This is a genomic window from Leifsonia sp. C5G2, assembly GCF_013359685.1.
Classification (GTDB): Bacteria; Actinomycetota; Actinomycetes; order Actinomycetales; family Microbacteriaceae; genus Leifsonia.
Map to the genome: position 1 here is coordinate 1 of NZ_JABFMV010000005.1, position 21,975 is coordinate 21,975.

At 71.9% G+C, this 21,975-nt stretch carries 25 protein-coding genes; 10 read left to right on the top strand and 15 right to left on the bottom strand.

Annotated elements, in window-relative coordinates:
- Nucleotides 1-105: 105 nt before the first annotated feature.
- Together HNO83_RS08095 and HNO83_RS08100 are read right to left on the bottom strand one after the other, a co-directional pair.
- Entirely contained in the window at nt 106-1,029 is a 924-nt protein-coding gene (locus HNO83_RS08095) for a phosphodiesterase (RefSeq protein WP_175337031.1), read from the bottom strand.
- A 66-nt stretch (nt 1,030-1,095) separates the two neighbouring features.
- On the bottom strand, nt 1,096-3,714 hold the full coding sequence (locus tag HNO83_RS08100; RefSeq protein WP_349627107.1) for a glycosyl hydrolase 2 galactose-binding domain-containing protein: 2,619 nt from the start codon (nt 3,712-3,714) through the stop codon (nt 1,096-1,098).
- Nucleotides 3,715-3,844: 130 nt separating this feature from the next.
- On the opposite strand from HNO83_RS08100, the gene HNO83_RS08105 reads away from it, so the two are divergent.
- The 4 genes from HNO83_RS08105 to HNO83_RS08120 all read left to right on the top strand — a co-directional run bounded on the left by HNO83_RS08105 (nt 3,845) and on the right by HNO83_RS08120 (nt 7,408).
- Nucleotides 3,845-4,870, top strand: coding sequence for a Gfo/Idh/MocA family protein (locus HNO83_RS08105; RefSeq protein WP_175337033.1), 1,026 nt, complete (start codon nt 3,845-3,847; stop codon nt 4,868-4,870).
- A 56-nt stretch (nt 4,871-4,926) separates the two neighbouring features.
- On the top strand, nt 4,927-5,964 hold the full coding sequence (locus HNO83_RS08110) for a Gfo/Idh/MocA family protein (RefSeq protein WP_175337034.1): 1,038 nt from the start codon (nt 4,927-4,929) through the stop codon (nt 5,962-5,964).
- Between the two features lie 46 nt (nt 5,965-6,010).
- The gene (locus HNO83_RS08115; protein WP_249776601.1) at nt 6,011-6,319 is read left to right on the top strand and encodes a hypothetical protein; all 309 of its coding nucleotides are present in this window, start codon (nt 6,011-6,013) and stop codon (nt 6,317-6,319) included.
- A 66-nt stretch (nt 6,320-6,385) separates the two neighbouring features.
- Complete coding sequence (locus HNO83_RS08120) at nt 6,386-7,408, top strand: TolB family protein (RefSeq protein WP_249776602.1); 1,023 nt, start codon at nt 6,386-6,388, stop codon at nt 7,406-7,408.
- An 8-nt stretch (nt 7,409-7,416) separates the two neighbouring features.
- Here the strand turns inward: HNO83_RS08120 and HNO83_RS08125 are convergent, their stop codons facing one another.
- From HNO83_RS08125 to HNO83_RS08135, 3 genes are all read right to left on the bottom strand, one after another.
- Entirely contained in the window at nt 7,417-7,737 is a 321-nt protein-coding gene (locus HNO83_RS08125; protein ID WP_349627108.1) for a hypothetical protein, read from the bottom strand.
- Nucleotides 7,738-7,748: 11 nt separating this feature from the next.
- Nucleotides 7,749-9,068, bottom strand: a complete 1,320-nt coding sequence (lepB, locus tag HNO83_RS08130) for a signal peptidase I (protein ID WP_175337036.1) — start codon at nt 9,066-9,068, stop codon at nt 7,749-7,751.
- A gap of 294 nt (nt 9,069-9,362) precedes the next feature.
- A complete protein-coding gene (locus HNO83_RS08135; protein WP_175337037.1) occupies nt 9,363-10,181 on the bottom strand; it encodes an SDR family oxidoreductase in 819 nt (272 codons plus the stop codon).
- 56 nt (nt 10,182-10,237) lie between these two features.
- Between HNO83_RS08135 and HNO83_RS08140 the strand changes: the two genes are divergently transcribed.
- The 4 genes from HNO83_RS08140 to HNO83_RS08155 all read left to right on the top strand — a co-directional run bounded on the left by HNO83_RS08140 (nt 10,238) and on the right by HNO83_RS08155 (nt 11,865).
- Nucleotides 10,238-10,906 (top strand): HAD family hydrolase, encoded by a 669-nt coding sequence (locus HNO83_RS08140; RefSeq protein WP_175337038.1) that lies wholly within the window; start codon nt 10,238-10,240, stop codon nt 10,904-10,906.
- 89 nt (nt 10,907-10,995) lie between these two features.
- Entirely contained in the window at nt 10,996-11,295 is a 300-nt protein-coding gene (locus tag HNO83_RS08145; RefSeq protein ID WP_175337039.1) for a hypothetical protein, read from the top strand.
- Nucleotides 11,292-11,639 carry a hypothetical protein gene (locus tag HNO83_RS08150; protein WP_175337040.1) on the top strand — a complete coding sequence of 116 codons (348 nt, stop codon included), beginning with the start codon at nt 11,292-11,294 and terminating at the stop codon, nt 11,637-11,639. Before HNO83_RS08145 ends, HNO83_RS08150 begins: the two co-directional genes overlap by 4 nt.
- Nucleotides 11,640-11,670: 31 nt before the next feature.
- The gene (locus tag HNO83_RS08155; RefSeq protein WP_175337041.1) at nt 11,671-11,865 is read left to right on the top strand and encodes a hypothetical protein; all 195 of its coding nucleotides are present in this window, start codon (nt 11,671-11,673) and stop codon (nt 11,863-11,865) included.
- 182 nt (nt 11,866-12,047) lie between these two features.
- On the opposite strand, the gene HNO83_RS08160 is transcribed toward HNO83_RS08155, so the two are convergent.
- The 3 genes from HNO83_RS08160 to HNO83_RS08170 all read right to left on the bottom strand — a co-directional run bounded on the left by HNO83_RS08160 (nt 12,048) and on the right by HNO83_RS08170 (nt 15,373).
- Nucleotides 12,048-12,377, bottom strand: coding sequence for a hypothetical protein (locus HNO83_RS08160; RefSeq protein ID WP_175337042.1), 330 nt, complete (start codon nt 12,375-12,377; stop codon nt 12,048-12,050).
- Nucleotides 12,378-12,400: 23 nt separating this feature from the next.
- Nucleotides 12,401-12,613, bottom strand: coding sequence for a hypothetical protein (locus HNO83_RS08165; RefSeq protein WP_175337043.1), 213 nt, complete (start codon nt 12,611-12,613; stop codon nt 12,401-12,403).
- A gap of 69 nt (nt 12,614-12,682) precedes the next feature.
- A complete protein-coding gene (locus HNO83_RS08170) occupies nt 12,683-15,373 on the bottom strand; it encodes a hypothetical protein (protein ID WP_249776603.1) in 2,691 nt (896 codons plus the stop codon).
- A gap of 273 nt (nt 15,374-15,646) precedes the next feature.
- On the opposite strand from HNO83_RS08170, the gene HNO83_RS08175 reads away from it, so the two are divergent.
- Entirely contained in the window at nt 15,647-15,874 is a 228-nt protein-coding gene (locus HNO83_RS08175; RefSeq protein WP_175337044.1) for a hypothetical protein, read from the top strand.
- Between the two features lie 50 nt (nt 15,875-15,924).
- On the opposite strand, the gene HNO83_RS08180 is transcribed toward HNO83_RS08175, so the two are convergent.
- The 6 genes from HNO83_RS08180 to HNO83_RS08205 form a co-directional block, all read right to left on the bottom strand.
- The gene (locus tag HNO83_RS08180) at nt 15,925-16,113 is read right to left on the bottom strand and encodes a hypothetical protein (RefSeq protein ID WP_175337045.1); all 189 of its coding nucleotides are present in this window, start codon (nt 16,111-16,113) and stop codon (nt 15,925-15,927) included.
- Nucleotides 16,114-16,129: 16 nt separating this feature from the next.
- Nucleotides 16,130-16,777 carry a TMEM175 family protein gene (locus HNO83_RS08185; protein WP_175337046.1) on the bottom strand — a complete coding sequence of 216 codons (648 nt, stop codon included), beginning with the start codon at nt 16,775-16,777 and terminating at the stop codon, nt 16,130-16,132.
- Between the two features lie 21 nt (nt 16,778-16,798).
- Nucleotides 16,799-17,422: a response regulator transcription factor gene (locus tag HNO83_RS08190; protein ID WP_175337047.1), complete on the bottom strand. Its 624-nt coding sequence runs from the start codon at nt 17,420-17,422 to the stop codon at nt 16,799-16,801.
- Nucleotides 17,419-18,615, bottom strand: a complete 1,197-nt coding sequence (locus HNO83_RS20575; RefSeq protein ID WP_175337048.1) for a sensor histidine kinase — start codon at nt 18,613-18,615, stop codon at nt 17,419-17,421. The genes HNO83_RS08190 and HNO83_RS20575 overlap by 4 nt, the downstream gene beginning before the upstream one ends.
- 2 nt (nt 18,616-18,617) lie before the next feature.
- Nucleotides 18,618-20,198 (bottom strand): MFS transporter, encoded by a 1,581-nt coding sequence (locus tag HNO83_RS08200; RefSeq protein ID WP_175337049.1) that lies wholly within the window; start codon nt 20,196-20,198, stop codon nt 18,618-18,620.
- Between the two features lie 78 nt (nt 20,199-20,276).
- Nucleotides 20,277-20,969, bottom strand: a complete 693-nt coding sequence (locus HNO83_RS08205) for a TetR/AcrR family transcriptional regulator (protein WP_175337050.1) — start codon at nt 20,967-20,969, stop codon at nt 20,277-20,279.
- Nucleotides 20,970-21,043: 74 nt separating this feature from the next.
- Here HNO83_RS08205 and HNO83_RS08210 point away from each other — a divergent pair, with 74 nt between their 5' ends.
- Nucleotides 21,044-21,760 carry a DUF4386 domain-containing protein gene (locus HNO83_RS08210; protein WP_175337051.1) on the top strand — a complete coding sequence of 239 codons (717 nt, stop codon included), beginning with the start codon at nt 21,044-21,046 and terminating at the stop codon, nt 21,758-21,760.
- Here the strand turns inward: HNO83_RS08210 and csrA are convergent.
- Nucleotides 21,738-21,974, bottom strand: a complete 237-nt coding sequence (gene csrA / locus HNO83_RS08215; RefSeq protein ID WP_175337052.1) for a carbon storage regulator CsrA — start codon at nt 21,972-21,974, stop codon at nt 21,738-21,740. The two genes, HNO83_RS08210 and csrA, sit on opposite strands and share 23 nt — an antisense overlap.
- Nucleotide 21,975 lies beyond the last annotated feature (1 nt).

Genomic DNA, 21,975 nt, shown 5'->3' on the forward strand with positions numbered 1-21,975 from the left:
CCTCCTGACCCCCCCCCTCCGCCCCAGCCATCAGCTCCTGAGTTTTTCGAGCGAATCGCCGCAGCGAAGTCGAAGAACTCAGGAGCTGATGGCTGGGGACGCGGGTCAGGCGAGGATGGTGACGGGCTCGGTGGGAAGCTCGCGGCGGGCGGCCGGCGGGATGCGGATGCCGTCGGCGGCCAGGCGGCGGGCCGACTCCTCCGCATCCACGTAGTCGAGGGTGGGGTAGTGGCCGAGCGGCACGACCGAGTGCAGCACCGTGTTCGGGTACACGTGCACCAGGTTGAAGGCGACCGCGCCGTCGCGGCCGCGCGTCCCTCCCACCGGCACGTTGAGGTCCTGCGTGTAGCAACTCGCCGACGCCACCGACACCGGGATGCCCGCGAAGGTCGCCGTCGACGAGTAGTGCAGGTGCCCGGCGAGGATGCTGCGCACGTCGCTCCCCTCGAGCACCTCGCGCAGCTGGGACTGGTCGCGCAGCTCCACCGACACTGCGAGGTCGAGCACGCTCGGCACGGGCGGGTGGTGCATCGCCAGGATGGTGCCCTCGGGCGCGGCGCTCGCGAGCTCTGCCGCCAGCCAGTCCAGCTGCGACTCGCTCACGTCGCCGTAGTGGTGGCCCGGCACCGTGGAGTCGAGCACGATCACTCGCAGGCCGCCGATCCAGTACACGTCGTCGATCGGCGAGGCATCGCCCAGCTCGTCGCGCAGCCCCTGCCGGAACGACGCCCGGTCGTCGTGGTTGCCCATCACCCAGATGATGCGCGCGCCCATCCGCTCCGCCGCCGGCTCCACGAGCGAGCGCAGCCGCGAATAGGCGTCCGGCTGCCCGCGGTCGGCGAGGTCGCCGGTGAAGACGATCGCCTCCGGCCGTCCGCCCGACGCCTCGACCTCCTGGAGGAGGGCGCGCAGGTGCTGCTCGCTGTCGACGGTGCCGTAGAGGCGTTCACCTCCCGCCAGCAGGTGAGTGTCGCTGATGTGCAGGAGGAAGTGGTCCGGCCGCGGGTACTCCGCGATTCGCGTCTTCACGCGCCCTATCACACCACCTGGGTCTGAACACCGCGTGAACATGTCCGGTGTGCCGCCTGGATCCGCTCAGTCCAGATCGATCGGCTCGGCATTCCACGCCTCCACCCGAACCGGGGCACCATACCGGGATTCCAGGATGCGCTCCTCCCCCGGCAGCAGCGGTCGCGGATCCCCGCCCACCGTCGAGGGCGCTCCGCCTGCGGCCGGACGCGGGTCGACCAGCCGCACCGTCAGCGCCGCCGACGCCCCGGTGTTCCGCACCCGCACGGCTCCGTCCGCGTCGCGCGAGGCCTCCAGCCGCGGGGCGGGCACGTCGAACAGCGCCGCGAAGTCGTGCGTCGTCGTCGCGAGCATCCGCTCGCAGTCGAGCTCGCCGTCCGCGTCGCGCCACTCCGCCTCCCACAGGAACACGTCCGGCAGCCCGGCGACCGGCACCTCGAGCGTCCCGACGGCCGCCGGGTGGCTCACCGCCGGGGCCGGGTATGCGGTCTCCGCCAGGACTGCACCGTCGAGCCCGAGCGCGCGCACCGTCACCGTCGAGCCCGCGGCCACCGCATCCACCGCCTCCGCCCACAACCACACCTCGGCCGACGCCGCCTGCTCGCCGCCCCACACCGCACGGGTCACCCGCAGGGTCGCCCGCCGTCGCTCGAACGCCCGCGCCACGGCGAAGAACGCCGGCTTCGGGTCGCCACGGAAGTCGACCGCCGCCGTGCACCACGCGTTCGGGTGGCTCTCGTTCAGCTGCCACGGCAGCACCATGCTGCAGCGCGGGAAGCGCCGCCGGTCGGCCTCGACCGAGTACTGCAGCCCGGTCGCCTGGAGCACTTGCGAGGCGCGGTTGAGCGTCTCCAGCGTGTCCGGGCGGCCGCCGAACAGCTCGACCACCTGGTCCGCGTTGTTCCACCACTCGCCCAGGTGCCGGTAGACCGGGTTGGTGCGGTCGGCGGGCCAGCGGTCGGGTTGCGGGATGAGCGCCTCCAGCGAGCGCAGGTTCGTCATCCCCTCCACCCCGAACTCGGTATGCGCGAGGTTCGTGCCCGCGTTCGCCAGCGTGTAGTGGCCGACGAGTCCCTGGTGCTCCCACGGGCCGTGCACGTCGTGCTGGCCGTCGGGGTTCGCGTGGATGCGGTCCAGCCGGTTGTGGAACTCCGGCCCGGTCGGCGAGGTGGGCAGCCAAGCGCGGTCCGGGTCGAGCCGCGCGACCGTGCCGGAGAGCGCGGCGAGCACCGGCGAGCGGTCGTCGGAGAGCGGCGCACCGCCCTGATCGAGCTCGTTGCCGCCGCCCCAGACGAGCAGCGAGGGATGGTGGACGCGGGTCGGCACGATCGCCTCCGCCTCGGCACGCATGAGCTCGACGAACGCGGGGTCGGTGCTCGGTGCGCTCTGCATCCCCGAGCTGGACTGCGAGAACTCCTGCCACACCAGCAGCCCGAGCCGGTCGCAGGTGGCGTAGAAATGCTCCGACTCGATCAGACCGCCGCCCCAGACGCGCACCAGCCGCGCCCCGGAGGCGGCCGCGAGCCCGAGCAGGTGCTCGACGCGGGCCTCGTCGATGGAGCCGAACATCGTGTCCGCCGGGGTCCAGTTCCAGCCGAGCAGCGGCACCGTCACGCCGTTCACGACCGCCGTGTAGGGCAGAGCGTCGGCGGGCGCGCCGGCGTTCGGCACGAGCCGGGCCGTGCGGAAGCCGACGTGCCGTTCCGTGCGGTCGGCCTCGCCGTCGGCGTCGACGAGCGCGACCGTCACGGTGTGGAGCGGCTGCTCGCCGAAGGTGTTCGGCCACCAGAGGGCGGGATCCGGGATGCTCACGCTCGCGCGCCCGGCCGTCGCGTCCACCTCGGCGGACCCGAGGGTGCGTCCGTCACGGGAGACCGTCACGGTGACCGAGAGCGGCTCGGCATCCGCCGCCCGTCCGTCCGCCGGCGGCTCCCACTCCACCTCCACCACCCCGACGCGCGCCTCGAGTTGCGACATCTTGTCGCCACTCGGCGCGGGGTGAGACAAGATGTCACCACTCGGCGGGGCGCCGACGCGCGTCCGCACCGTGACGCCGCCGAGGAGGGCGCGGCCGAGGCGCAGGCGCACGCTCTTCCAGACGCCCTGGTGCCGGAGGCGCGGGGAGAAGTCCCAGCCGTAGCCGAGACGGGGCGTGTGGACGCGCACCCGCTCCGTTCGGCCCACCTGCGGCTCCGAGTCGGGCGCGGGATGCACGCGCAGCGCCAGCTTGTGCCGCCCCTCGCCGCGGCGGGAGGCGTCGAGCGGCAGGCGGAGCGGATGGTAGAGCCCGCGCACGGAGCCGAGCAGTTCGCCGTCCCAGTAGACGTCCGCCCCCGGATCGATGCCGTCGAACTCCAGCACCGCCACGCCGTCGGCAGCCGCCGCATCCAGGTCGACCGCGCGCCGGTACACCCACGAGCGCTCCGCCACCCACTCCGCGGCGCGGCTGTTGCGGCCGACGCGCGGGTCGGGCAGCTCTGCCGCGCGGTGCAGGTCGTCGACCACCGCACCGGGAACCCGCGCCGGAAGCCAGCCGGGTGCCGCCGCGATGGCGGCCGATGCCTCCGCCACATTGTTGCCGGCCTCGGGCAGCGGCGCGCCCAGGTACCACTCCGCGGTGTCCCCGAGGGCCTCCCGGATGGCCCACTCCTCGCCGTCCAGGACGATCGTCGTCGATGTGCTCACCCGACGATCATGCCGAACATGGGAACGATTCCAGAAATCTTGCCGCAAAGGCTTCCGACTGCTCGGGAGCAGAAGGTACGCTTTCGTGGTTCGCGCGCACCGCAATCCAGGCAAGGAGGCCTTCACAGGCATGTCCCACCCACTCACCGTCGCAGCGATCGGCTTCTGGCACGTCCATGCGGGCGACTACGCGCGCGACGTCCAGCGGCACCCCGACACCGAACTCGTCGCCGTCTGGGACGACGACGAGCAGCGCGGCCGGGCGGCCGCCGAGGAGTTCGGCGTGGAGTTCGTCGCCGACCTCGACGAACTGCTCGCGCGTCCCACCCTCGACGCCGTCACCATCACCACGGCCACCGACCAGCACCGCGACGTCATCGGCCGCGCCATCGCCGCAGGCAAGCACGTCTTCAGCGAGAAGGTCCTCGCGCCCACGGTCGCCGAGGCGGACGAGCTCGTCGACCTCGCCCGCGAGGCCGGTATCGCGCTCGTCGTCTCCCTCCCGCGGCTGTACGACGACTACACCGTCGCCATCGAGCGCATCCTCGACGAGGGCACGCTCGGCGAGCTCACCTACTCCCGGGTCCGCCTCGCGCACGACGGCTGGGTGGCCGGCTGGCTGCCCGAGCGGTTCGCCGACCCGGAGGCCGCGATCGGCGGTGCGCTCACCGACCTGGGCTGCCACCCGGCGTACCTGACCCGGCTGTTCCACCGCACGGAGCCGCTGAGCATCTCGGCGAGCTACGGGCACGTGTCCGGACGCGCCGTGGAGGACAACGCCGTGGTCACGGCCGAGTTCCCGGACGGCCGGCTCGGCGTGTTCGAGGCGAGCGTCGTCACCACGCCCGGCGCCTTCACCGTGGAGCTGCGCGGCACCGAGGCGAGCCTCATGTTCGGCTTCGGCGGCGAGCGCCTGCTCGCCAAGGGCGGCGCGTTCGGCGACCAGTGGCAGGAGCTGCCGCTGCCCGAGCGCCGGCCCGGTGCGTTCGCGCAGTGGGTGCAGCACATCCACGACGGCACGACCGCCGACGACAACCTGCGCCACGCCGTCGAGCTGACCCGCGTCGTCGTCGCCTCCAACGAGTCGGCCGCCACCGGCCGCGCGGTCCCGCTCGAGCCGGCATTCGTGCCGAATGTGCGGAATGGCCGCGCGTAAGCGCACATTCGGCACGAATCACCCCCGACTTTCCTCATAGCTAGGAGTACTTCTACATGTCCACGAACAGCAGCGTCCGCATCGGACTGATCGGCGCCGGCGGCATCGCCGGGGCGCACGTCGCCGGCTACCTGCGCAACCCCGAGACCGTCACCTTCGCCGCGGTCGCCGACCCGGTGCAGGAGGCCGCAGAGCGCCGCGCCGGCGACACCGGCGCCGAGATCTACGCCGACTACCGCACCATGCTCGCCGAGGCCGACATCGACGCCGTCGACATCTGCCTCCCCCACCACCTGCACAAGGACGCGATCGTCGCCGCCGCCCGCGCCGGCAAGCACATCCTGTGCGAGAAGCCCCTCTGCCTGACCCCGGAGGAGGCCGCCGAGGTGGATGCCGCGGTCGCCGAGGCCGGAGTGACGCTGATGTGCGCGCACAACCAGCTCTTCCTGCCTGCGGTCGCCAAGGCCAAGGAGCTCATCGACTCCGGCGCCCTCGGCAAGGTCTACGAGGTGCGCACCACCGACAGCTTCTACAACGACTTCGACCCGTCGAACATGGGCTGGCGCGCGCACGCGTCGACGAGCGGCGGCGGCGAGCTGATCGACACCGGCTACCACCCGACGTACCTCCTGCTGCACCTGGCGGGCGGCTCGCCGGTCGAGGTCACCGCGATGCTGGCGACCCACCGCCTCACCTTCATGGAGGGCGAGGACTCGGCGCAGGTGCTGGTCCGCTTCGACAACGGGGTCATCGGCAGCCTCGTCACCAGCTGGGCCTACCAGCCGGCGGACGGCACCGAGAAGTTCTCCGTCGTCGGCGAGGCCGGCAGCCTGACCAGCGACGGCACCTCGCTCAGCCTGCACGTGCGCGGCGAGGAGCAGCCGACGGAGTTCGAGCTGGAGCCGGTGCACGAGTTCGCCGCGGAGGTGGGCCACTTCGCTCGCAGCATCCTGGACGGCACGCGGCCGCTGCACACGCAGAAGGAGGGCATCGAGGTGCTCGGCATCATCCTGGCCGCGTACGAGTCGGCGCAGCACCGGACGATCGCGCCGGTCCGCTCGGTGAGGGAGCTGGTGAGCGCCCCCACCGAGTGAGAAATGGGGTATATCCGGCGGGCCCGCGGCGGCGTTACAGTGCAGCATGAGCACGCAGCGGACGGGGGCCCGCCGGACTCTTACGGAGCCCCCACGTCAGGATGATTTCGTCGCGGTCCCGTACTTGCGGCAGGGCCAGCTCATCTCGCTGATCCATTGGTCGCTCGTCGCGGGTGAATGGAAGTACACCACCATCCTCGCCGAGTACCTCCATCGGGATGAGAGCTCCTGGTACCTCGTCATCAAGGGGAAACAGGGCCAGACTCGACCGCTCGGAGTGGGCGATCTTCAACTGACCTCGCTCACGCGGGCGCGAAAGCTGCCCGTATGCCCGGAGAACGGGCACACGACGTAATCCTCCGCGCCCTTCCCCGTCTTCATCGGTGAGACCGGATGAAGGACGACGCGGAGGGAGCACGGGATGATCGCGGCACGGGCACGGCGGAGGACGCGGTCGTCCGTGGTGGTGGGGATGGCCGGTGCCGTCCTCGCCGCCGGGACGGCATGCTCCGCGCCGGGCGGGGAGGGCGCCCCGGCGGCCCCGGTCCCGACGACCACCGCCTCCGCCGGCTGGACGCTCCCGGCCGGGGAGCGCATCGTGTTCCGGAGCACCGAGAAGGGGGAGGGCTTCGGCAAGGTCGCGTCGGTTCCGCTGGCGTCGCCGGAGGATGAGCGGACGCTGTCGGGAATCAGCTGCGAGCGCGTCCACGCCACCCGCGAGGCCCTCTCGTGCATGAGCCTCAACAGCACGAACCCGGTCGGCTACCGCGAGACGCTCTACGACGGCTCCGGCGGCGAGCTGCGCTTCTGGCCGCTCCCCGGCGCCCCGAGCCGCACCCGGCTGTCGCCCGACTCGAAGCTGGCCGCCTGGACCGCGTTCGTCGACGGAGAGTCCTATTCGGGTGTCGAGTTCTCGACGCAGACCATCGTCACCGAACTGCGCGGCACGTACCATGGGCCGCTCGAGGCGTTCACCTTCCTCGTGGACGCCCGGCCGTACAGCGCGGCCGACCTCAACGTCTGGGGCGTCACCTTCGCCGGCGACGGCAACACCTTCTACGCCACCGCCGCGTCGGCGGGCAGGACCTGGCTGGTGCGCGGCAACCTCCGGGGCCGCACCATCGTGGCTGTCCGTGAGGGGGCCGAATGCCCGTCCCTCTCACCGGACGGCAAGCGCGTCGCGTACAAGAAGAAGCAGGGCACGGCGGACGCCGCCCGCTGGACCCTCGCGGTGTACGACCTCGCGTCGAAAGCCGAGACGGTCCTCCCCCTGAAGGGCGACGTCGACGACCAGACGGAGTGGCTGAATGACCATACGCTCCTCTTCGGGTTGCCGGTGGCGGGGACCGAGGGCGACTACAACCTCTACACGGCCCCGGCCGACGGCTCCGCGGCGGAGAAGCTGTTCATCGAGCACGCGTGGTCGCCGTCCGTCGTCCGGTGACAGGGCCTCTACAGGAGGACCGCGACCACGACGTTCACCCCGACCAGGGCGATCATGAGAATGTTCAGGTAGCCGATCACGATCGCCGCGTGCGCGACCGCGACGCCACGACCGCCGCCGTGCTGCAGCCTCCTGACCACGTGGTACGCGAGCGGGATGGCCACCACCGGCAGCAGGAACGCGAGGATCAGCGAGATCACCGCCTGCGGGTGCACCCGCCTGGGCAGCACGGTGGGCAGCGCGAAGTCTCCCGTGAACTCGGTCGCGTTGTGCGGCGTCGGGACGTCGACGGTCGCCTCATCCAGCCCGTCGACCTCGTCGTGACTCACGGGACGGATCTTCAGGTCGGACATGTCTGCTCGGGGACGGAGGCGAACGTCGACCGGGCCTGGTCGATCGCGCCGAAGCGGTCGAACGGCCAGACGGCCAGTGTCGCCTGGCCGACCACGTTGGCGACCGGGACGAAGCCCTGGCTCGGGGTGCTCCGCGTCTGGCTGGAGTCGCGCGAGTTGTAACGGTTGTCGCCCAGCACCCACAGCGCCCCGGCGGGGACCGTGACCTCGAAGCCGCTCGCCGACGGCTGCCCGGGCGGGACGACCGTGTACGGCTCGAACAGCTCGACCCCGTTCACCTTCACGCGGCCGTCGGTCCCGCAGCAGGACACGTGGTCGCCCGGCACGCCGATGACGCGCTTGACCAGGTAGTCGTCATCCGGATCGCCCTGCCCCCCGGAGCCCGTGAGCCAGCCGCCCGGATCGTGGAACACCACGACGTCACCACGCTGAACCGCGCCGGACACGTAGGCGAGCTTGTTGACGAGGATGCGGTCGCCCGGCATCAGCGAGCCCTCCATCGACGCCGACGGCACGACGAAGGGCGTGACGAAGGCGCTCTGGATCAGCACGGTGGTGACGAAGGCGACGACCACCAGGACGACCCCGAGCACGATGCGCCTCCGCGCGCGCCGGCGGCGCAGCCGGGCGCGGCGCGGGTGGCTGCTCGCCGAGAGCCGAGAGCGCCCGCCGGGCGTGAGCACGACGGGCGCGGCGTGCTTCGACCGGCGCACGTGACTGCGACGGGGCTCCTCCAGCCCTTCCGGCCGCTTCGCGGATACCGGTGGCGCGAAGGGCGCGGAGGGCGCGGCCGGCACCGGCGGCCCGGCGAACGACGTTGCGGGCATCGCGGCCGGAGCCGGCGCGGGCACCTCGGTGGCCACGGCAGGGCGCGCGGCCGGCGGCGGCTGTGAGAACTCCGGGCCGGGGTCGGGCTCCGCCTCGGCGGGACGGCCCGACAGCGACACGTGGTGGCCGATCGCCGCCGGCGCGAAACCGGGGTCGACGACCCCGATGTCGCCTTCGTCGACGAAGGACCGCTTGTCCCACCACACGACGCCGAGGTGCGGCCAGCGGACCGCCTCCTCCTGAGGCTCCGGCGGAGCGATATCGATCACGCCGTACGGACCAGCATCCACGACCGTGCGGTTGCTCTGGGTCACGCTGGCCGCGGTCCACGCGTCCTGACCCTTCGGCGCCGTGCGGTCGCCGAGGCTGTCGCGCCACGAGAGGGCGTCCGGCACCGTGCTCGCGTAGTCGGCGGGGGCGACGAAGGACGAGCGACGATCCCTGGATCGCCGGGGCGGCACCCGGGACATCACCGTCATCTCGCCTTCTCTCCCTCATCACGGCGGCGCGGTGGCACCGACTCACTGGTGTAGACGGACGTGTCGACGTTCCGTGACGCGATCTCGGAAGCCATCGGTCATGTCCTGCCCGTCGTCGTGGACCGCCCTCTTCGTGCGTGAGGAGCCGGCGGGCCCGTCAGCGCCCGATCCGAGGGCCCGCCGGCAGGCATCCTCGGCGCAAACTGGGGACGCGAGGATGACCATTGCATTGCAGCACGACCGCGGCCGGCCGGAAAGACAGTGAGTGAGAAGAAGAAGAAGACGGCCGAGCGGCTAGAGTCGCCGCCACTCGTCGGAGGCGAGGTGCGAGCCCGCCTGCGGGCCCATCTGCAGCATCCCGCCGTCGACAGCCCACGAGGCGCCGGTGACGTACGACGCCGCGGGCGACGCGAGGAAGGCGATGACCGCGGCGACCTCGCGCGCGTCGCCGGGACGGCCCAGCGGGACGCCGGGGCGGTGGACCTCGCGCGGGTCCTCGTCCTCCGCATCGTTCATCGGAGTGGAGATCTCCCCGGGCGCGACGGCGTTGGCCGTGATCCCGTACTCGCCGAGCTCGAGCGCGAGGGTCTTGAGCAGCCCGCCGAGGCCGTGCTTCGCGGCGTCGTACGCGGCAGAGCCGACGCGCGGCTGGTGCTCGTGCACGCTGGTGACGCCGATGATGCGGCCGCCGCGGCCCGCATCCACCATCCGCCGCGCCATGCGCTGGATGCAGACGAACGCGCCGTCGAGGTCGGCGCAGACGGTCTTCCGCCAGGTCTCCCAGTCCGTCTCGAAGAACGGGGTGCCGCCGTTCAGGCCGGCGTTGTTGACGAAGACGTCGCAGCCGCCGAGCTCGTCGGCCATGCGGTCGACGACGTCGCCGCAGGCGGGGGCGTCCGTGGTGTCGAGCTGAGCGACGACGGCGCGCCGGCCCGCCTCGCGCACGAGGCGGGCGGTCTCCTCTGCCCCCTCCTCGTCGGAGTGCCAGGTGATGCCGACGTCCATTCCGGCCCGTGCGAGCGCGACGGCGGTGGCACGGCCGATGCCGGAGTCGGATCCGGTGACGATGGCGGTGCGCGGTTCGGTGAGTTCCGGGTACGAGTGATCAGCCATGCCGGGAACGGTGCACCCCATGCCGGGCGGACGCAAGGGGTGGTAGTCGTGGAGGCATGACGATCTCCGCCGTGCTCTTCGACGTCGACGGGACCCTCGTCGACTCCAACTTCCTCCACGTCGACGCCTGGAGCCGCGCCTTCGCCGAACTCGGGGCGCCGGTGGACTCATGGCGCATCCACCGCTCCATCGGGCAGGATTCCGCGCGCCTGCTGGAGTCGCTGGTCGGCGACCGCGACGAGGAATGGACGTCCCGCGCGAAAGACCTGCACTCGCGGTACTACCGCGAGCAGGCCGGTCGCCTGCGCGCGTTCGACCGCGCAGCGGACCTGCTGTCGGAGCTGTCGTCGCGCGGGATCCGGGTCGTGCTCGCCACCTCCGCCCCCGAGGACGAGTTGAAGCTGCTCATGGACGTCCTGGATGCGGGCGACGCCATCCACGCCACCACCGACGCCGACGACGTGGCGACGGCGAAGCCCGAACCCGGCATCGTCGAGGTCGCGCTGGAGCGGGCGGACGCCGCTCCGTCGGACGCGCTGTTCATCGGCGACTCGGTGTGGGACATGATGGCCGCCGCCCGGGCGCACGTCCGTGCCGCCGGGGTGCTCTCCGGCGGGGTGGGTCCGTCGGAGCTGCTGGAGGCCGGCGCGGTGTCGGTCTTCGACGACCCCGCCGACCTGCTCGGGCGCATCGACGGGGTGCTCAGCGGCCGCCGTTCCGCCTGAACGGCCGGTTCCTGCTGCCGCCGCCCTCTTGCCAAGCGCCTCGGCACGGCGTTCCATGGTGTGCGACGAGTCCGAGGAGAGGAGTCGCCATGTCGGCGAGCGAGCTCGAGATGTCCAGCGTGAGGTATCCGTACCGCGACCGCATCTTCCACGTGGAGAAGAAGTCCCCCGGGGTCTGGGTCGTGCTCGACGAGTCCCACGCCGAGCTCGGGACGCTGATCCGCGTGGCCGTGGAGGGCGAGGAGCACGAGCCGGTGTTCGGTGCGGTGCCGCCCGGGTACACCGAGACGCTGCACGAGGGCTCGGACTGGCGGATGCTGGTCGCCTCCCTGATCAACGAGTCGCTCGACGCCGAGACGGCCTCGACGGGCAACCAGGGCGAAGCATGAGCGTCCAGCTGAACAAGAAGGCCCTGGAGCACGCCCGGAAGCTGGTGGAGCAGGGCAAGGTGGTCCGCGACGAGCGCGACGACTGGAGCGAGCACGCGCCGAGCGCGGACGACGAGAACGCGTACATCGAGAAGCACGGCTGGGACGACTACGCGCTCTGGCACCTGGGCGAGGATCCGGAGAAGAGCGAGGAGACCAAGGGCAGGTTCAGCTTCCCCTACGGCGACTTCGAGAAGGTGCACCGCTGCGCGGTGATCTCGCTGGAGAGCCGGGCCGCGCAGAACGACCACGACGACATCGCACGCGAGACGAAGCGCCTGCTCCAGCTGATCGACGGGGAGTAGTCCCCGCGCTCGGCGGGCTACGATACCCCGGATGAACGCGACGCTGCGCACGACCCTGGGCTGGCTCGCCGCCGTGCTGCTCAACGTCGGCGCGCTGCTCGTCGTCGTCGGACTGCTGCTGCCCCGGCCGGCGGGCGACGTCTCCGTGCTCGGGGTCGGTGCGGTGCTCTGCGTCGCCGGCCTCGCCGCCGGCGCGTGCTGGCTGGCGGGCCGCCCCGCCGGCTGACGCCGTGGCCAGCGCCGGAGATTCGACCGTTCCGGCTGCGAATCTCCGACATCAGGCAGCCCGGCAGGAGATTCGAACGTTCGATTGCTCACGGAGACGGCCGGACAGCGGCCGGCCCCGCCCTGGGATGAGGAGAGCGGGGCCGGTCGTCACCGGCGATGCCGGTGGCTGGTGGGGCCGGATCAGTCCGGCGGCTCGCTGGCGTCGGTGCCGCTGACGAGGTCGGGATTCGACGGGTCGTCGGCCGGGTCGAAGTCGGCGGGCGGCGCCTGGGCGGGCTCGGTGTCCGCCGTCGTCACATCCTCAGCGCCCTCCGGCGCGATGCCCGTCTCACCCGGCGCGGAGACGTCGCCGGACTGGCCGGCGTCGGTCTCGGCCGGCTCCGCCGCCTGCGCATCCCGCTCGCCCGAGTCGCCCGGGGCCGCGCCCTGACCCTCCTCGAACCGTTCCGGATCGTCCTCCATGGGGACGCCCTTGGCGTCCGTGTTCGGCAGTCCGCTGGTGTCGCTCATGGTCAGCTCCTTCTGGGCTCGCCTTACGGCTTGCCCTCTTCGCTGTACGGGGTCGTGGAGTCGGTGTCGTCGTCGCGGCGGCCGCCGTCCGCGAGGTCGCCGATCACCTCCTGGAAGACGCTCTCCTTCCGCTCCGGCTCGACGGCACCGCCGTCGTCGCCTTCGAGATCGCCGGCCAGCCCGTTGGTCGGGTCGCTGCCGGTGATCGGCTCCTGTTCGTCGCGCTGATCGGTCATAGGCGCCACGAAACGCCCAACGCCGCCGGCCCGCAAGGGGGGTCGACAGGTCGCTGCGGCGGGGTAGGGTCAGCGGTTCCGCACGCGCGCGATCAAGTCGAGCAGGGCCGTCCGGTACTGCGGGGCCGACTGGTAGTCGGGATGCGTCGCGACCTTGACGAGGTAGCGCGGCGGCCCGAACTCGTCCGCCCCGCGGTCGATGTCGTCGGGCCGCTGGTCCTCCAGGCGGTAGCTGTTCACCGGGAAGCCGAGGTAGTCGGTGCGCCGCCACAGGTTGATCCAGGCGACGGAGCCGTCGGGCTGGGTGAGCAGGTCCACCAGGGACGGGTCCGTCGCACCGGAGGCGTCCACCACCACCGGGTCGCCGTCCTGATCCAGCTCCACCTGGGTGAACCACGGGTCGGCCTTGGCGAGCAGGGGGCGGCGCGCGCCGAGCGTCCCGAGCGCGTCGGGGCCGAACAACTCGGGGAAGAACCGGCCGAAGTACACGCGCAACTGCGAGCCGTAGGTCAGCAGGGCGACGTTGCGCAGACGCTCGGCGTCGTCCGGGCGCAGCGTGAACAGCGTGGAGACGGCGAGCACGGCGCCGAGGCTGTGCGCCGAGAGCACGACGCTGAACGGGCGCTCCTCGGCCAGCGCCTCCTCTTCGCGCCGGTCGCGCCATTCCAGCTGTTCCGCCAGGGTGAGGCCGTCCGGTGGCCGGAGGTCATGGGTCAGCCAGTCGGTGACCCTGTCCCGCAGCTCCGGCACCACGCGCTCGGCGTAGCACGGCGGGCCGAAGGGGTGACCGGCGCGCGGGAGGAAGCACATCAGGTCCCACAGCACGCTGATCGGGCGCTCCTTCGCGGTGAGCGCGTTCTCCACGACGACGAGCAGGATGGCGGCGGCGATGGCCGTGAGCGCCGGCCCGACCAGGCCGTCGATCGTGCGGAAGGCGACCGAGTAGGAGACGGCGAGCGCCACCACGAAACCGACGGCGAGCAGTCCGGCGAGGATGCCGAGGATGGGCTCCCCCCTGTGCACCAGCGCCGCGAGCCGGCGCGCGCGCAGGATCTTCAGCGCGAGGCGATCGACCGTCGTGCTCGCCGCGATGCGGCCGTCGCTGTAGGAGTCGACCTGCTCGAGGAGGGGACGGCGGCCGCCGCGGGTGCGCGGGGTCGTGAGGAGCGGCATCCAGCGCAACACCGCGAGCGCGACCACGATGCCGACGATGGCCAGCGCGAGCGCGATGAACGGGAGCACATCCCCGAAGTTGTGGTACACGATCGGCGGCCGGAGCGTCCCGGCAGGACCGGTCGCGCAGCCGCACGGCGGCGACCCGCTGACCAGCCAGCCCTGCACCCCGAGCACCAGCAGCGTCGACAGGATCATGGCGGCGCCCAGCGAGAGCAGCATCAGGATGCCGGGCCCCATCCCGGCCCATCCCTCGGCCCGGAACCGCTCGGGCGGTCCCGAACGGCGTGCGGACCGCGAACGCGGCCACCACCAGACGAGGATCAGCTGCACGGCGGTGAAGACCGCCGCGATCGCGAACAGCGGCAGGCGCAGCGGGCCGGGCGACCCGTTCTGCGTCGGCGGGTTCTGCGCGACGCCGCCGAGGAACGTCAGCCCGGCGACGGTCATCAGGGTGATCGACAGCCAGTGCGGCACGCCGCGGCGCCAGCCGAGCGCAGAGACGCAGATCGCGACCAGCACGCCGAGGAGGATGGACGGCGCGGTCGCCAGCCCGAGGAACGTTCCGGACTCGGCGGCGTAGTCCCCGCCGAACCACAGGGACGCACCGACGAAGACGTACACGGCGACCGCGGCGATGAGGACCCACGCCGTCACGGTCCCCCGAGTGCGCAGGCGGTCGCGCAGGAACTCGTCGACCGCCGCGTCCCCCGCGCTGGTCGTCTCGGCGAGCACGCCGACGAGGATGACGGTCACGACCAGGCCGGCGGCGGCCACCAGTCCGCCCACCTTGGCGAGCACATCGCTGGAGCTCGCGGCGCCGCCCAGGCACTCCCCCGAGACGAACGTCTGCAGCTTCACGCACGAGGCCGTCCCGGCGAAGATGCGGTCCCAGGAGAGCAGCAGTGCGACCAGGAGGAAGGTGGCGGCGAGGTGAAGCCGCTCGGTCGGCGAGCCGACCCGTGCCGTGCGCCAGAACCCCTCGGAGGCGAGCGGGCGGAGGCGGCCGGTGCGCTGCACGCCGCGGCCGCCCATCCGGTCGGCGGCGTCGAAGATGGCGGCCTCGTACCGCGTGCGGGCGCGGCGCGCCACGAGGAAGAGGAGCAGCACGCCGCCGATCGGCACGAGCGAGAGCAGCGCGAGCTGCGGGCCGCGCCACGACAGCGGAGCGCCTGCGAAGAAGTCGTGGAACGCGCCGGGGAGGGCTGTGCACGCCCGGCCGTTCGCGCACTGCACGCCCAGGTCGAGGCTCACCGAGCCGAGGGCGCAGACGTAGAGCAGCGTCAGCCCGAGGGCGAAGATGCGCAGCGACGCGCCCCCGACCCCCGACTCCCACTCCCCGCCCGGCCGCTGGGTCGGGATGCGCCTGGTCCAGTAGGCGGTGTTGGCGAGGCCGAACGGAGCGAGCAGCAGCCAGGCGAGCTGCACGAACAGCTGGCCGACGAACAGCAGCGGGCCGGAGCCGTAGCGGGCGAGGCGCCCCAGGAGTAGGCCTCCGTCCGGACACCCGGCGGCGGGACCGCCGGGTCGACCGTGCCCGGTGTCTCGTCCGGATCGCGCTCCGGCTGATCCTGTGCCGGCGCCCACCAGAAGCCGCCGTTCTCGTCGCCCTGCGTCTGCCGCAGCTCGGACTGCTCCCGGCCGAGTATCTCCGTCGGCGGGGTGTTCTTGATGCCGTGGATGCGCAGCTCGAGGACGCGGTGCGGCCACTCGTGGCCCTGTGCTTCGTCGCTCATCGGTCCGCCGATCGTCCGTAAACGCGCGAAGACTACTCCGGAGGCACTGTGGGCGGCTACGTGCCAGCGGCTACATACCGGCCGACCATAGCCGTCCGGGCGCGCTGGGCGTAATGTCTGGCGTATGAGCAACCCAGAGCAGCCGACCGGCGACGCACGCGAGAACCTCGAGGGCAGCTACACCGAGGTCGACGGCGAGGAGCCGCACGAGCGCACCGTCCACGGCCAGTACACCGAGACCGAGGAGAACCCCGGCCCCGAGCCCGATGTCGAGGGCACCTACACGGATGCCGCCGAGCCGGTCGAAGCGCCGGAGGGCGAGTACACCGAGGGCGACTATAACGAGCCCTGAGCTCTGACCAGCGCCCGGACGCGGCGCCGAGCCGTTTCAGAGCGAGCGCGTCAGGACAGGCGCTTGCGCGTCTTCTCGGCCTGCGCCTTCGCCTTCTTGCGCGCCTTCTTGACGTCGGGCGCGTTCCAGAACGACTCGACCGCGCCGACGAGCTGTTCGTAGCGCTCACGGCCCGCCCGCGCTCCGAGGATGTACGCGACCGCGATCGCGATCAGGACGAAGAAGGTCTTCCCACGCATGCCCCGACCGTAGCCCTCAGCCGTCGCTTGCGGAAGGGCGGTCCGGCCCGTGGCCGCGGTACATCGCGCGCCTCAGCAGCCGATGGACGGGGTCGGACAGGAACAGCAGGAACAACCAGAACAACCCGACCGTGGGCAGCAGCACGGCGAGCACCAGAGCCAGCGCCATCAGAATGAGCTCGGCGAGGCCTGAACTGCGATCGACCTGGGCACGGCCCTCCTCGGTCATCAGCTCGGGTCGCCGGTGAAGCGCGTCCCCGATCAGCCGCATGGCGAGACTCGCCACCAGCATGTCGCCGATGTACAGGGCATAGATCTCCGGACGCTGGCCGGCGCCCGCCGAGAGCACGTTCGCGGTGAAGGGGATCACGACGATCGCCAGCAGCCAGAGGAAGTTGAACCAGACCACCCACCCGTCGTAGTCGCGCACCGACTCGAACACGCGGTGGTGGACCACCCAGAACCGGGCGATCACGGCGAAGGAGATGACGAAGGCCAGCATCTCCCAGAAGTTCTCGTCGACGAACTCGCCGAACGGCTTGCTGCCGATGTGGGAAGCCGCATCGACCAGGGGCAGGATGAGCAGGGTGATCGCGATGGCGACCGTCGCGTCCGAGAAGTTCACGAGCCGGTCGAGCCCGCGCTCCGTCCTGATCTGCGCCATGCGGTCATTCTGCCGCACGGGTCAGTCGAGCAGCCCGAGCTCCAGGGCGCGGCGCACGGCGGAGGTGCGGTCGGAGACGCCGAGCTTCTCGTACGCGCGGCTCAGGTAGGTCTTGACCGTCGCCTCGCCGATGAACAGCTGAGCGCCGATCGAGGCGTTGGTGAGGCCGTCGGCGGCGAGCCGCAGCACCTTCACCTCCTGCACGGATAGGGCCGGGGCGACCTGCCTGCCCTGCACCCGGCCGAGCAGCGCGGTCTGCGCGGAGGTGGCGAGCACCGTCTCGCCCGCGGCCGCCGCGCGCACCGAGCGGGCGAGCTCCGCCGGCGCGATGTCCTTCAGCAGGTACCCGCTCGCCCCGGCCTCGATGGCGCGCAGGATGTCCTGGTCGGTCTCGTAGGTCGTCAGCACGACCACACGGGTCGCGGGATGCGCCGCGACGATCGTCCGCGTGGCCTCCACGCCGTCCCCTCCGGGCATCCGCAGGTCCATCAGCACGAGATCCGGGGCGAGTGCCGCCACCAGCGCGACAGCCTCCGGGCCGCTCCCGGCCTGGCCGACCACCTCGATGTCGTCGTAGCCCTGCAGCATCCCGCGGATGCCCTCCCGCACCACGGGATGGTCGTCGGCGAGCACGATCCGGATCATGACGCGGCCTCCTCGGGGGTGGACGTGGGCAGCACGACGCTCAGTCGCGTCCCCTCACCCGGTGCGCTGGTCAGCTCGAACTCCCCGCCGGCCTCGCGCACCCTGGCCTGCATGCCGTCGAGCCCGAAGCCGTCGCGCGGGGCTGCCGGGTCGAACCCGCGCCCGTCGTCGTGCACGGTGAGCGCCACGGCGTCCGCGCGGTAGGCGAGCTCGGCCTCCACCTCGGTCGCCGCCGCGTGCTTGCGCACATTGGCGAGCGCCTCCTGCAGCACCCGCAGGGCGACCACCTCCACCGCCGGTGGCGCCTGGCGTGCCTCGCCCCGGATGCGGAACGCAACGGGCACCCCGGTCTCCTCCTCGAACCGGCGGCCCACCCGGCCGAGCGCCTGGCCGAGCGTCGCCTCCGCCAGGCGACCGGGCGTCATCGCGGCGATGATCCGCCGCGACTCCTGCAGGTTCTCCTGCGCCGTCTCGGTCATCAGCTCCACGTGCCGTCTCGCCGTCGCCGGGTCGGAGTCGAGCTCGCCCTGCACGGCGTGGCCGAGCGTGACGATGCTCGTGAAGCCCTGCGCGAGCGTGTCGTGCATCTCGCGCGCGATCCTCTCCCGCTCCGCCGCGGCGCCCTGCTGCTCCGACAGCGCCGCGATCTCGCGCTGCTGCTCCCGGAGGCGCTGGATGAGGAGGCCGCGCTCCCTGCTCTCCTTCGTCACGGCGGTGATGCGGTTGCTGAAGTAGATCGACACGGCGATGACCAGCACCGTCAGGCCGAGCGTGCTCGCCACATCCCCCGGCGCCAGATCGCCGACCAGCCAGCGCACGAGCACGCCGCCCAGGTTGATCACGACGATCGCGATCGCCGCGGGCACGGCGGACAGCACCAGGAAGAACTGCGGCGACACGATGAACAGGGCGACGTTGGCCCAGTTGTTGAGCCCGTACGCGACGAAGTAGACCGCGGTCGAGAGACCGACGTAGGTCCACGCCTGCCAGCTGTTGCCGCGGACTCCGGCACGGCTGGGCCGGGCGAGGAACCAGTAGAGCGGGAAGAGCGCGAGGACGAGCACGGCGGAGGCGATGGTCCGCGGGTACCCGGTGAACGGGTTCGCGAGGATCAGCACCACCGACGCGAAGGTCGCGGCGGCGGAGTAGCCGATCCAGTCGCCGAACCAGCGGTCGTCCACGCGCTCTGTCACGATCAGACTGTAGCGGTGTCGGCGGACGGCTCTGCTGCGGGCGCGGCGTCCTCCGGCAGGGAGGTGCGGCCGGCCGGGTAGAGCAGCCCGACCACCGCGACGACGACCATGGCCGCGGCCATGCCCCAGAACGCCCACTGCACCGCAGAGGCGTAGTCGGAGCGGACGGCGTGCATGATCTGCTCCTGGATCGCCTGCGGGAGGGTGGACAGCCCGCTGCCGCTGTCGCCCGAGGCGCCGCTGATGCGCTCGACGGCGCTCTGGGCGTCCGCCGCCGTCCCGCCGAACTTCGCGAACGAGTCGGTCAGCAGGTCGGTCAGGCGGGAGGTCACCACAGTAGTGAAGACAGCGAGGCCGAGGGCGCCGCCGAAGTTCTTCATCGTCTGGGTGATGGCGCTGACCTCGCCGTAGCTCGCGCCGATCGCGCGGTTGACCGCGTCGGTCGAGACCGGGCTGAACATGAGGCCGATGCCCGCACCGGCGACCACGATCGGCCAGGTCTGCGCGTTGAAGAACGCGTCGGCGTGGATGGACAGGTCGGTCGCCGTCGTCGCCAGCCACCCGAAGCCGACCGCACCGACGATGCCGCCGATGAGCACCACACCCCGGGCGCCGTGCTTGTCGAACCGCACGGAGCCGATCCGGCTGGCGATCACGAAGCCGATGAAGAACTTCAGGAACAGCAGCCCGGTCTCCGCGGCCGACAGCTGGAGCGAGACCTGGCCGTAGACGCTGAGGAAGAAGAACGTGCTGATGAAGGCGATGGAGGCGAACAGCGTCGCGACGGTCGAGAGCGTGAACCCGCGGTCGCGGAACGCCGCGATCCGGATGAGCGGCTGACCGGTGCGCCGCTGGACCACGACGAACAGCACGAGCAGGGCGGCGCCGAGCACGAGCGAGCCGATGACGGCCGGGTTCGCCCAGCCCCACGGGCTGGCCTGCTGCAGCCCGAAGACGACGAGGCCCATCCCCGCCGCGACGATCGCGGCGCCCAGCCAGTCGATCCGCTCCCGGCGGCGCACCGACGGACGGGCGGCGACGGCGACGATGACGAAGGCGGCGACCGCGATCGGCACGTTCACCCAGAAGATCGCGCGCCACGTCCACACGGTCAGGTAGCCGCCGGCGATCGGGCCGAGGGCGGTCATCGCACCGGTGATCGCGAAGAAGATCGCCATGGCGCGACCGCGGCTCTCCCGCGCGAAGCCCTCGACGACGATGCCGATCGCAGCCGGGAACATGATGGCCCCGCTCACGCCCTGCAGCGCGCGGGCGGTCACGAGCCACGGCTCGGCCAGGTCGCCCGTCGGGGCGAGCCCGCACAGCAGCGAGGTGACGCCGAAGCCGGCGATGCCGACGAGCGCCATGCGCTTGTGGCCGACGACATCGGCGACACGGCCGCCGAGCAGGAAGAACGCGGCGGTGGTGAGCAGGTAGACGTTGACCGCCCACTGCATCCCGTCGTGGGTGAGGCCGAGGTTCTGCTGGATGCTCGGGGCGGAGAGCGCGACGATCGTCTGGTCGATCGTCGTCATCGAGACGGCGAAGATGAGCCCGGTCAGGGCGAGGGTGGACGACTTCATGCCTCAAGCCTCGCGATCGCGGGCATCCGGCGGCACCGGCGTCAGGATGTCACCCGTGTCCGCCGATCGGCGGACACGTCACTCCCCCGGCCGGTCGGCGGACGCCCACTCCGGCCGCAGCCGCTCGACGCCGTCCAGGATGAGCTCGAGCCCGGTGAGGAACTCCTCGTCGTAGTCGTAGCCGGCCTTCGCGAGCTCGGAGACGACCTCGATCAGGTGCGGGAACATCGCGGCCAGCTCCGGCGGCGTCGCCTCGAGTTTCTGCGCGGCGGCCTCGCCCGACTCCTCCGGCGTGCCGAAGGGCAGCGACTTCTCCTGCAGAGCGAAGCCGTAGACGTAGGCGTCGAGCGCGGAGGTGACGTGCACGGTGGTGCGGAACGAGAAGCCGGAGCGGCGGAGGCAGCCCATCATCGCATCGTGCTGAGCGAGGTTGGCGGGTCCCGGGCGCATCCGGGACTCCATCAGGCCGACCGCCCAGCGGTGGCGGCGGAGGGCGTCGCGGAGCGACACCGAGCGGCGGCGCATGGCCTTCCGCCAGCCGAGGTCGGGGTCGGGCGCCTCCACCTCCGCCCAGACGCGGTCGACCATGCCGTCGAGCAGCTCGTCCTTGTTCGCCACGTGCTTGTAGAGCGCCATCGGCACGACCCCGAGCGTCTGAGCGAGTGCCCGCATGCTCAGACCGTCGAGGCCGTCGCGGTCGGCCACGTCGAGCGCCGTCGAGACGACCCGGTCGACGCTGAGCGTCTGTCGCGGCGGATCGTCTCTTGACACGGTGTACAGCGTACACCTACTGTCTTCCCACAGAAGGTGTACGCCGTACACCTCGCACCGAGAGGACCTTCCCCATGACACCCGACCACCGCCGCGTGATGCTCGCCGGCGTGCTGTTCCTGCTCACCTTCGCCACGTCCATCCCGGGCGCGCTGCTCTACGGCCCGGTGCTGACCGACCCGGACTTCGTGCTCGGCGCAGGCCAGACCACGCCGGTGCTCGCGGGCGCGCTGCTCGAGATCGGGCTCATCGTCGCCAACCTGGGCACGGCCCTGGTGCTCTACCCGCTGCTGCGGCGCACCAGCCCCTCCCTCGCCCTCGCCTACGTCGTCGCGCGGGCGATGGAGTCGACGCTGATCGCCGTCGGCATCCTGAGCCTCCTCACCGTGGTGACGCTACGGCAGGACGGCCCGGCGACGGGCGGCTCGGCCGCAGCGGTCGCGATCTCGCAGGCGCTGGTGGCGCTGCACGGCTGGACGTTCCTGCTCGGCCCCGGCTTCATCGTCGGGCTGGGCAACGGGCTCATCCTCGGCGTGCTGCTCTACCGCGCCCGCCTGGTGCCGCGCGGCTGGGCCGTGCTCGGCATGGTCGCGGGCCCCCTCGTCTCGCTCTCCGGCGTGGCGGTGCTGCTCGGCGCATACGACCAGGTGTCGCCGTGGTCGGCGCTGCTGACGCTGCCGGAGGTCGTCTGGGAGCTGTTCCTCGGTGTCTACCTCACCGTGCGAGGAGCGCGCGGGATGCGCGGCGCGGCCGCACCCGCCACCGGGGTCAGAGGCCGAGCGACTTCTTGATGAGCGCCTCGGCGTCGTCGGTGCCCGCGGCGCTCTGCGTCGCCTCCTGGTTCGCCTCGGTGACCGCCTTGACGACCTCGTCGCGCTGGATGCGGATGCCGCGCGGCGCGTCGATGCCGATGCGGACGCCGTCGCCCCGCGCATCGAGGATGGTGACGACGATGTCGTCGCCGATGAGCACCCGCTCCCCCGCCTTGCGCGTCAATACCAGCATC

What these genes read in the sequence shown, in the direction of transcription:
- HNO83_RS08105 (WP_175337033.1), top strand. Translation starts at nt 3,845, where the DNA reads ATGTCCCACCCACTCACCGTCGCAGCGATCGGCTTCTGGCACGTCCAT.
- HNO83_RS08110 (WP_175337034.1), top strand. Translation starts at nt 4,927, where the DNA reads ATGTCCACGAACAGCAGCGTCCGCATCGGACTGATCGGCGCCGGCGGC.
- HNO83_RS08115 (WP_249776601.1), top strand. Translation starts at nt 6,011, where the DNA reads ATGAGCACGCAGCGGACGGGGGCCCGCCGGACTCTTACGGAGCCCCCA.
- HNO83_RS08120 (WP_249776602.1), top strand. Translation starts at nt 6,386, where the DNA reads ATGATCGCGGCACGGGCACGGCGGAGGACGCGGTCGTCCGTGGTGGTG.
- lepB (WP_175337036.1), bottom strand. Translation starts at nt 9,068, where the DNA reads ATGACGGTGATGTCCCGGGTGCCGCCCCGGCGATCCAGGGATCGTCGC.
- HNO83_RS08135 (WP_175337037.1), bottom strand. Translation starts at nt 10,181, where the DNA reads ATGGCTGATCACTCGTACCCGGAACTCACCGAACCGCGCACCGCCATC.
- HNO83_RS08140 (WP_175337038.1), top strand. Translation starts at nt 10,238, where the DNA reads ATGACGATCTCCGCCGTGCTCTTCGACGTCGACGGGACCCTCGTCGAC.
- HNO83_RS08145 (WP_175337039.1), top strand. Translation starts at nt 10,996, where the DNA reads ATGTCGGCGAGCGAGCTCGAGATGTCCAGCGTGAGGTATCCGTACCGC.
- HNO83_RS08150 (WP_175337040.1), top strand. Translation starts at nt 11,292, where the DNA reads ATGAGCGTCCAGCTGAACAAGAAGGCCCTGGAGCACGCCCGGAAGCTG.
- HNO83_RS08155 (WP_175337041.1), top strand. Translation starts at nt 11,671, where the DNA reads ATGAACGCGACGCTGCGCACGACCCTGGGCTGGCTCGCCGCCGTGCTG.
- HNO83_RS08160 (WP_175337042.1), bottom strand. Translation starts at nt 12,377, where the DNA reads ATGAGCGACACCAGCGGACTGCCGAACACGGACGCCAAGGGCGTCCCC.
- HNO83_RS08165 (WP_175337043.1), bottom strand. Translation starts at nt 12,613, where the DNA reads ATGACCGATCAGCGCGACGAACAGGAGCCGATCACCGGCAGCGACCCG.
- HNO83_RS08175 (WP_175337044.1), top strand. Translation starts at nt 15,647, where the DNA reads ATGAGCAACCCAGAGCAGCCGACCGGCGACGCACGCGAGAACCTCGAG.
- HNO83_RS08180 (WP_175337045.1), bottom strand. Translation starts at nt 16,113, where the DNA reads ATGCGTGGGAAGACCTTCTTCGTCCTGATCGCGATCGCGGTCGCGTAC.
- HNO83_RS08185 (WP_175337046.1), bottom strand. Translation starts at nt 16,777, where the DNA reads ATGGCGCAGATCAGGACGGAGCGCGGGCTCGACCGGCTCGTGAACTTC.
- HNO83_RS08190 (WP_175337047.1), bottom strand. Translation starts at nt 17,422, where the DNA reads ATGATCCGGATCGTGCTCGCCGACGACCATCCCGTGGTGCGGGAGGGC.
- HNO83_RS08200 (WP_175337049.1), bottom strand. Translation starts at nt 20,198, where the DNA reads ATGAAGTCGTCCACCCTCGCCCTGACCGGGCTCATCTTCGCCGTCTCG.
- HNO83_RS08210 (WP_175337051.1), top strand. Translation starts at nt 21,044, where the DNA reads ATGACACCCGACCACCGCCGCGTGATGCTCGCCGGCGTGCTGTTCCTG.
- csrA (WP_175337052.1), bottom strand. Translation starts at nt 21,974, where the DNA reads ATGCTGGTATTGACGCGCAAGGCGGGGGAGCGGGTGCTCATCGGCGAC.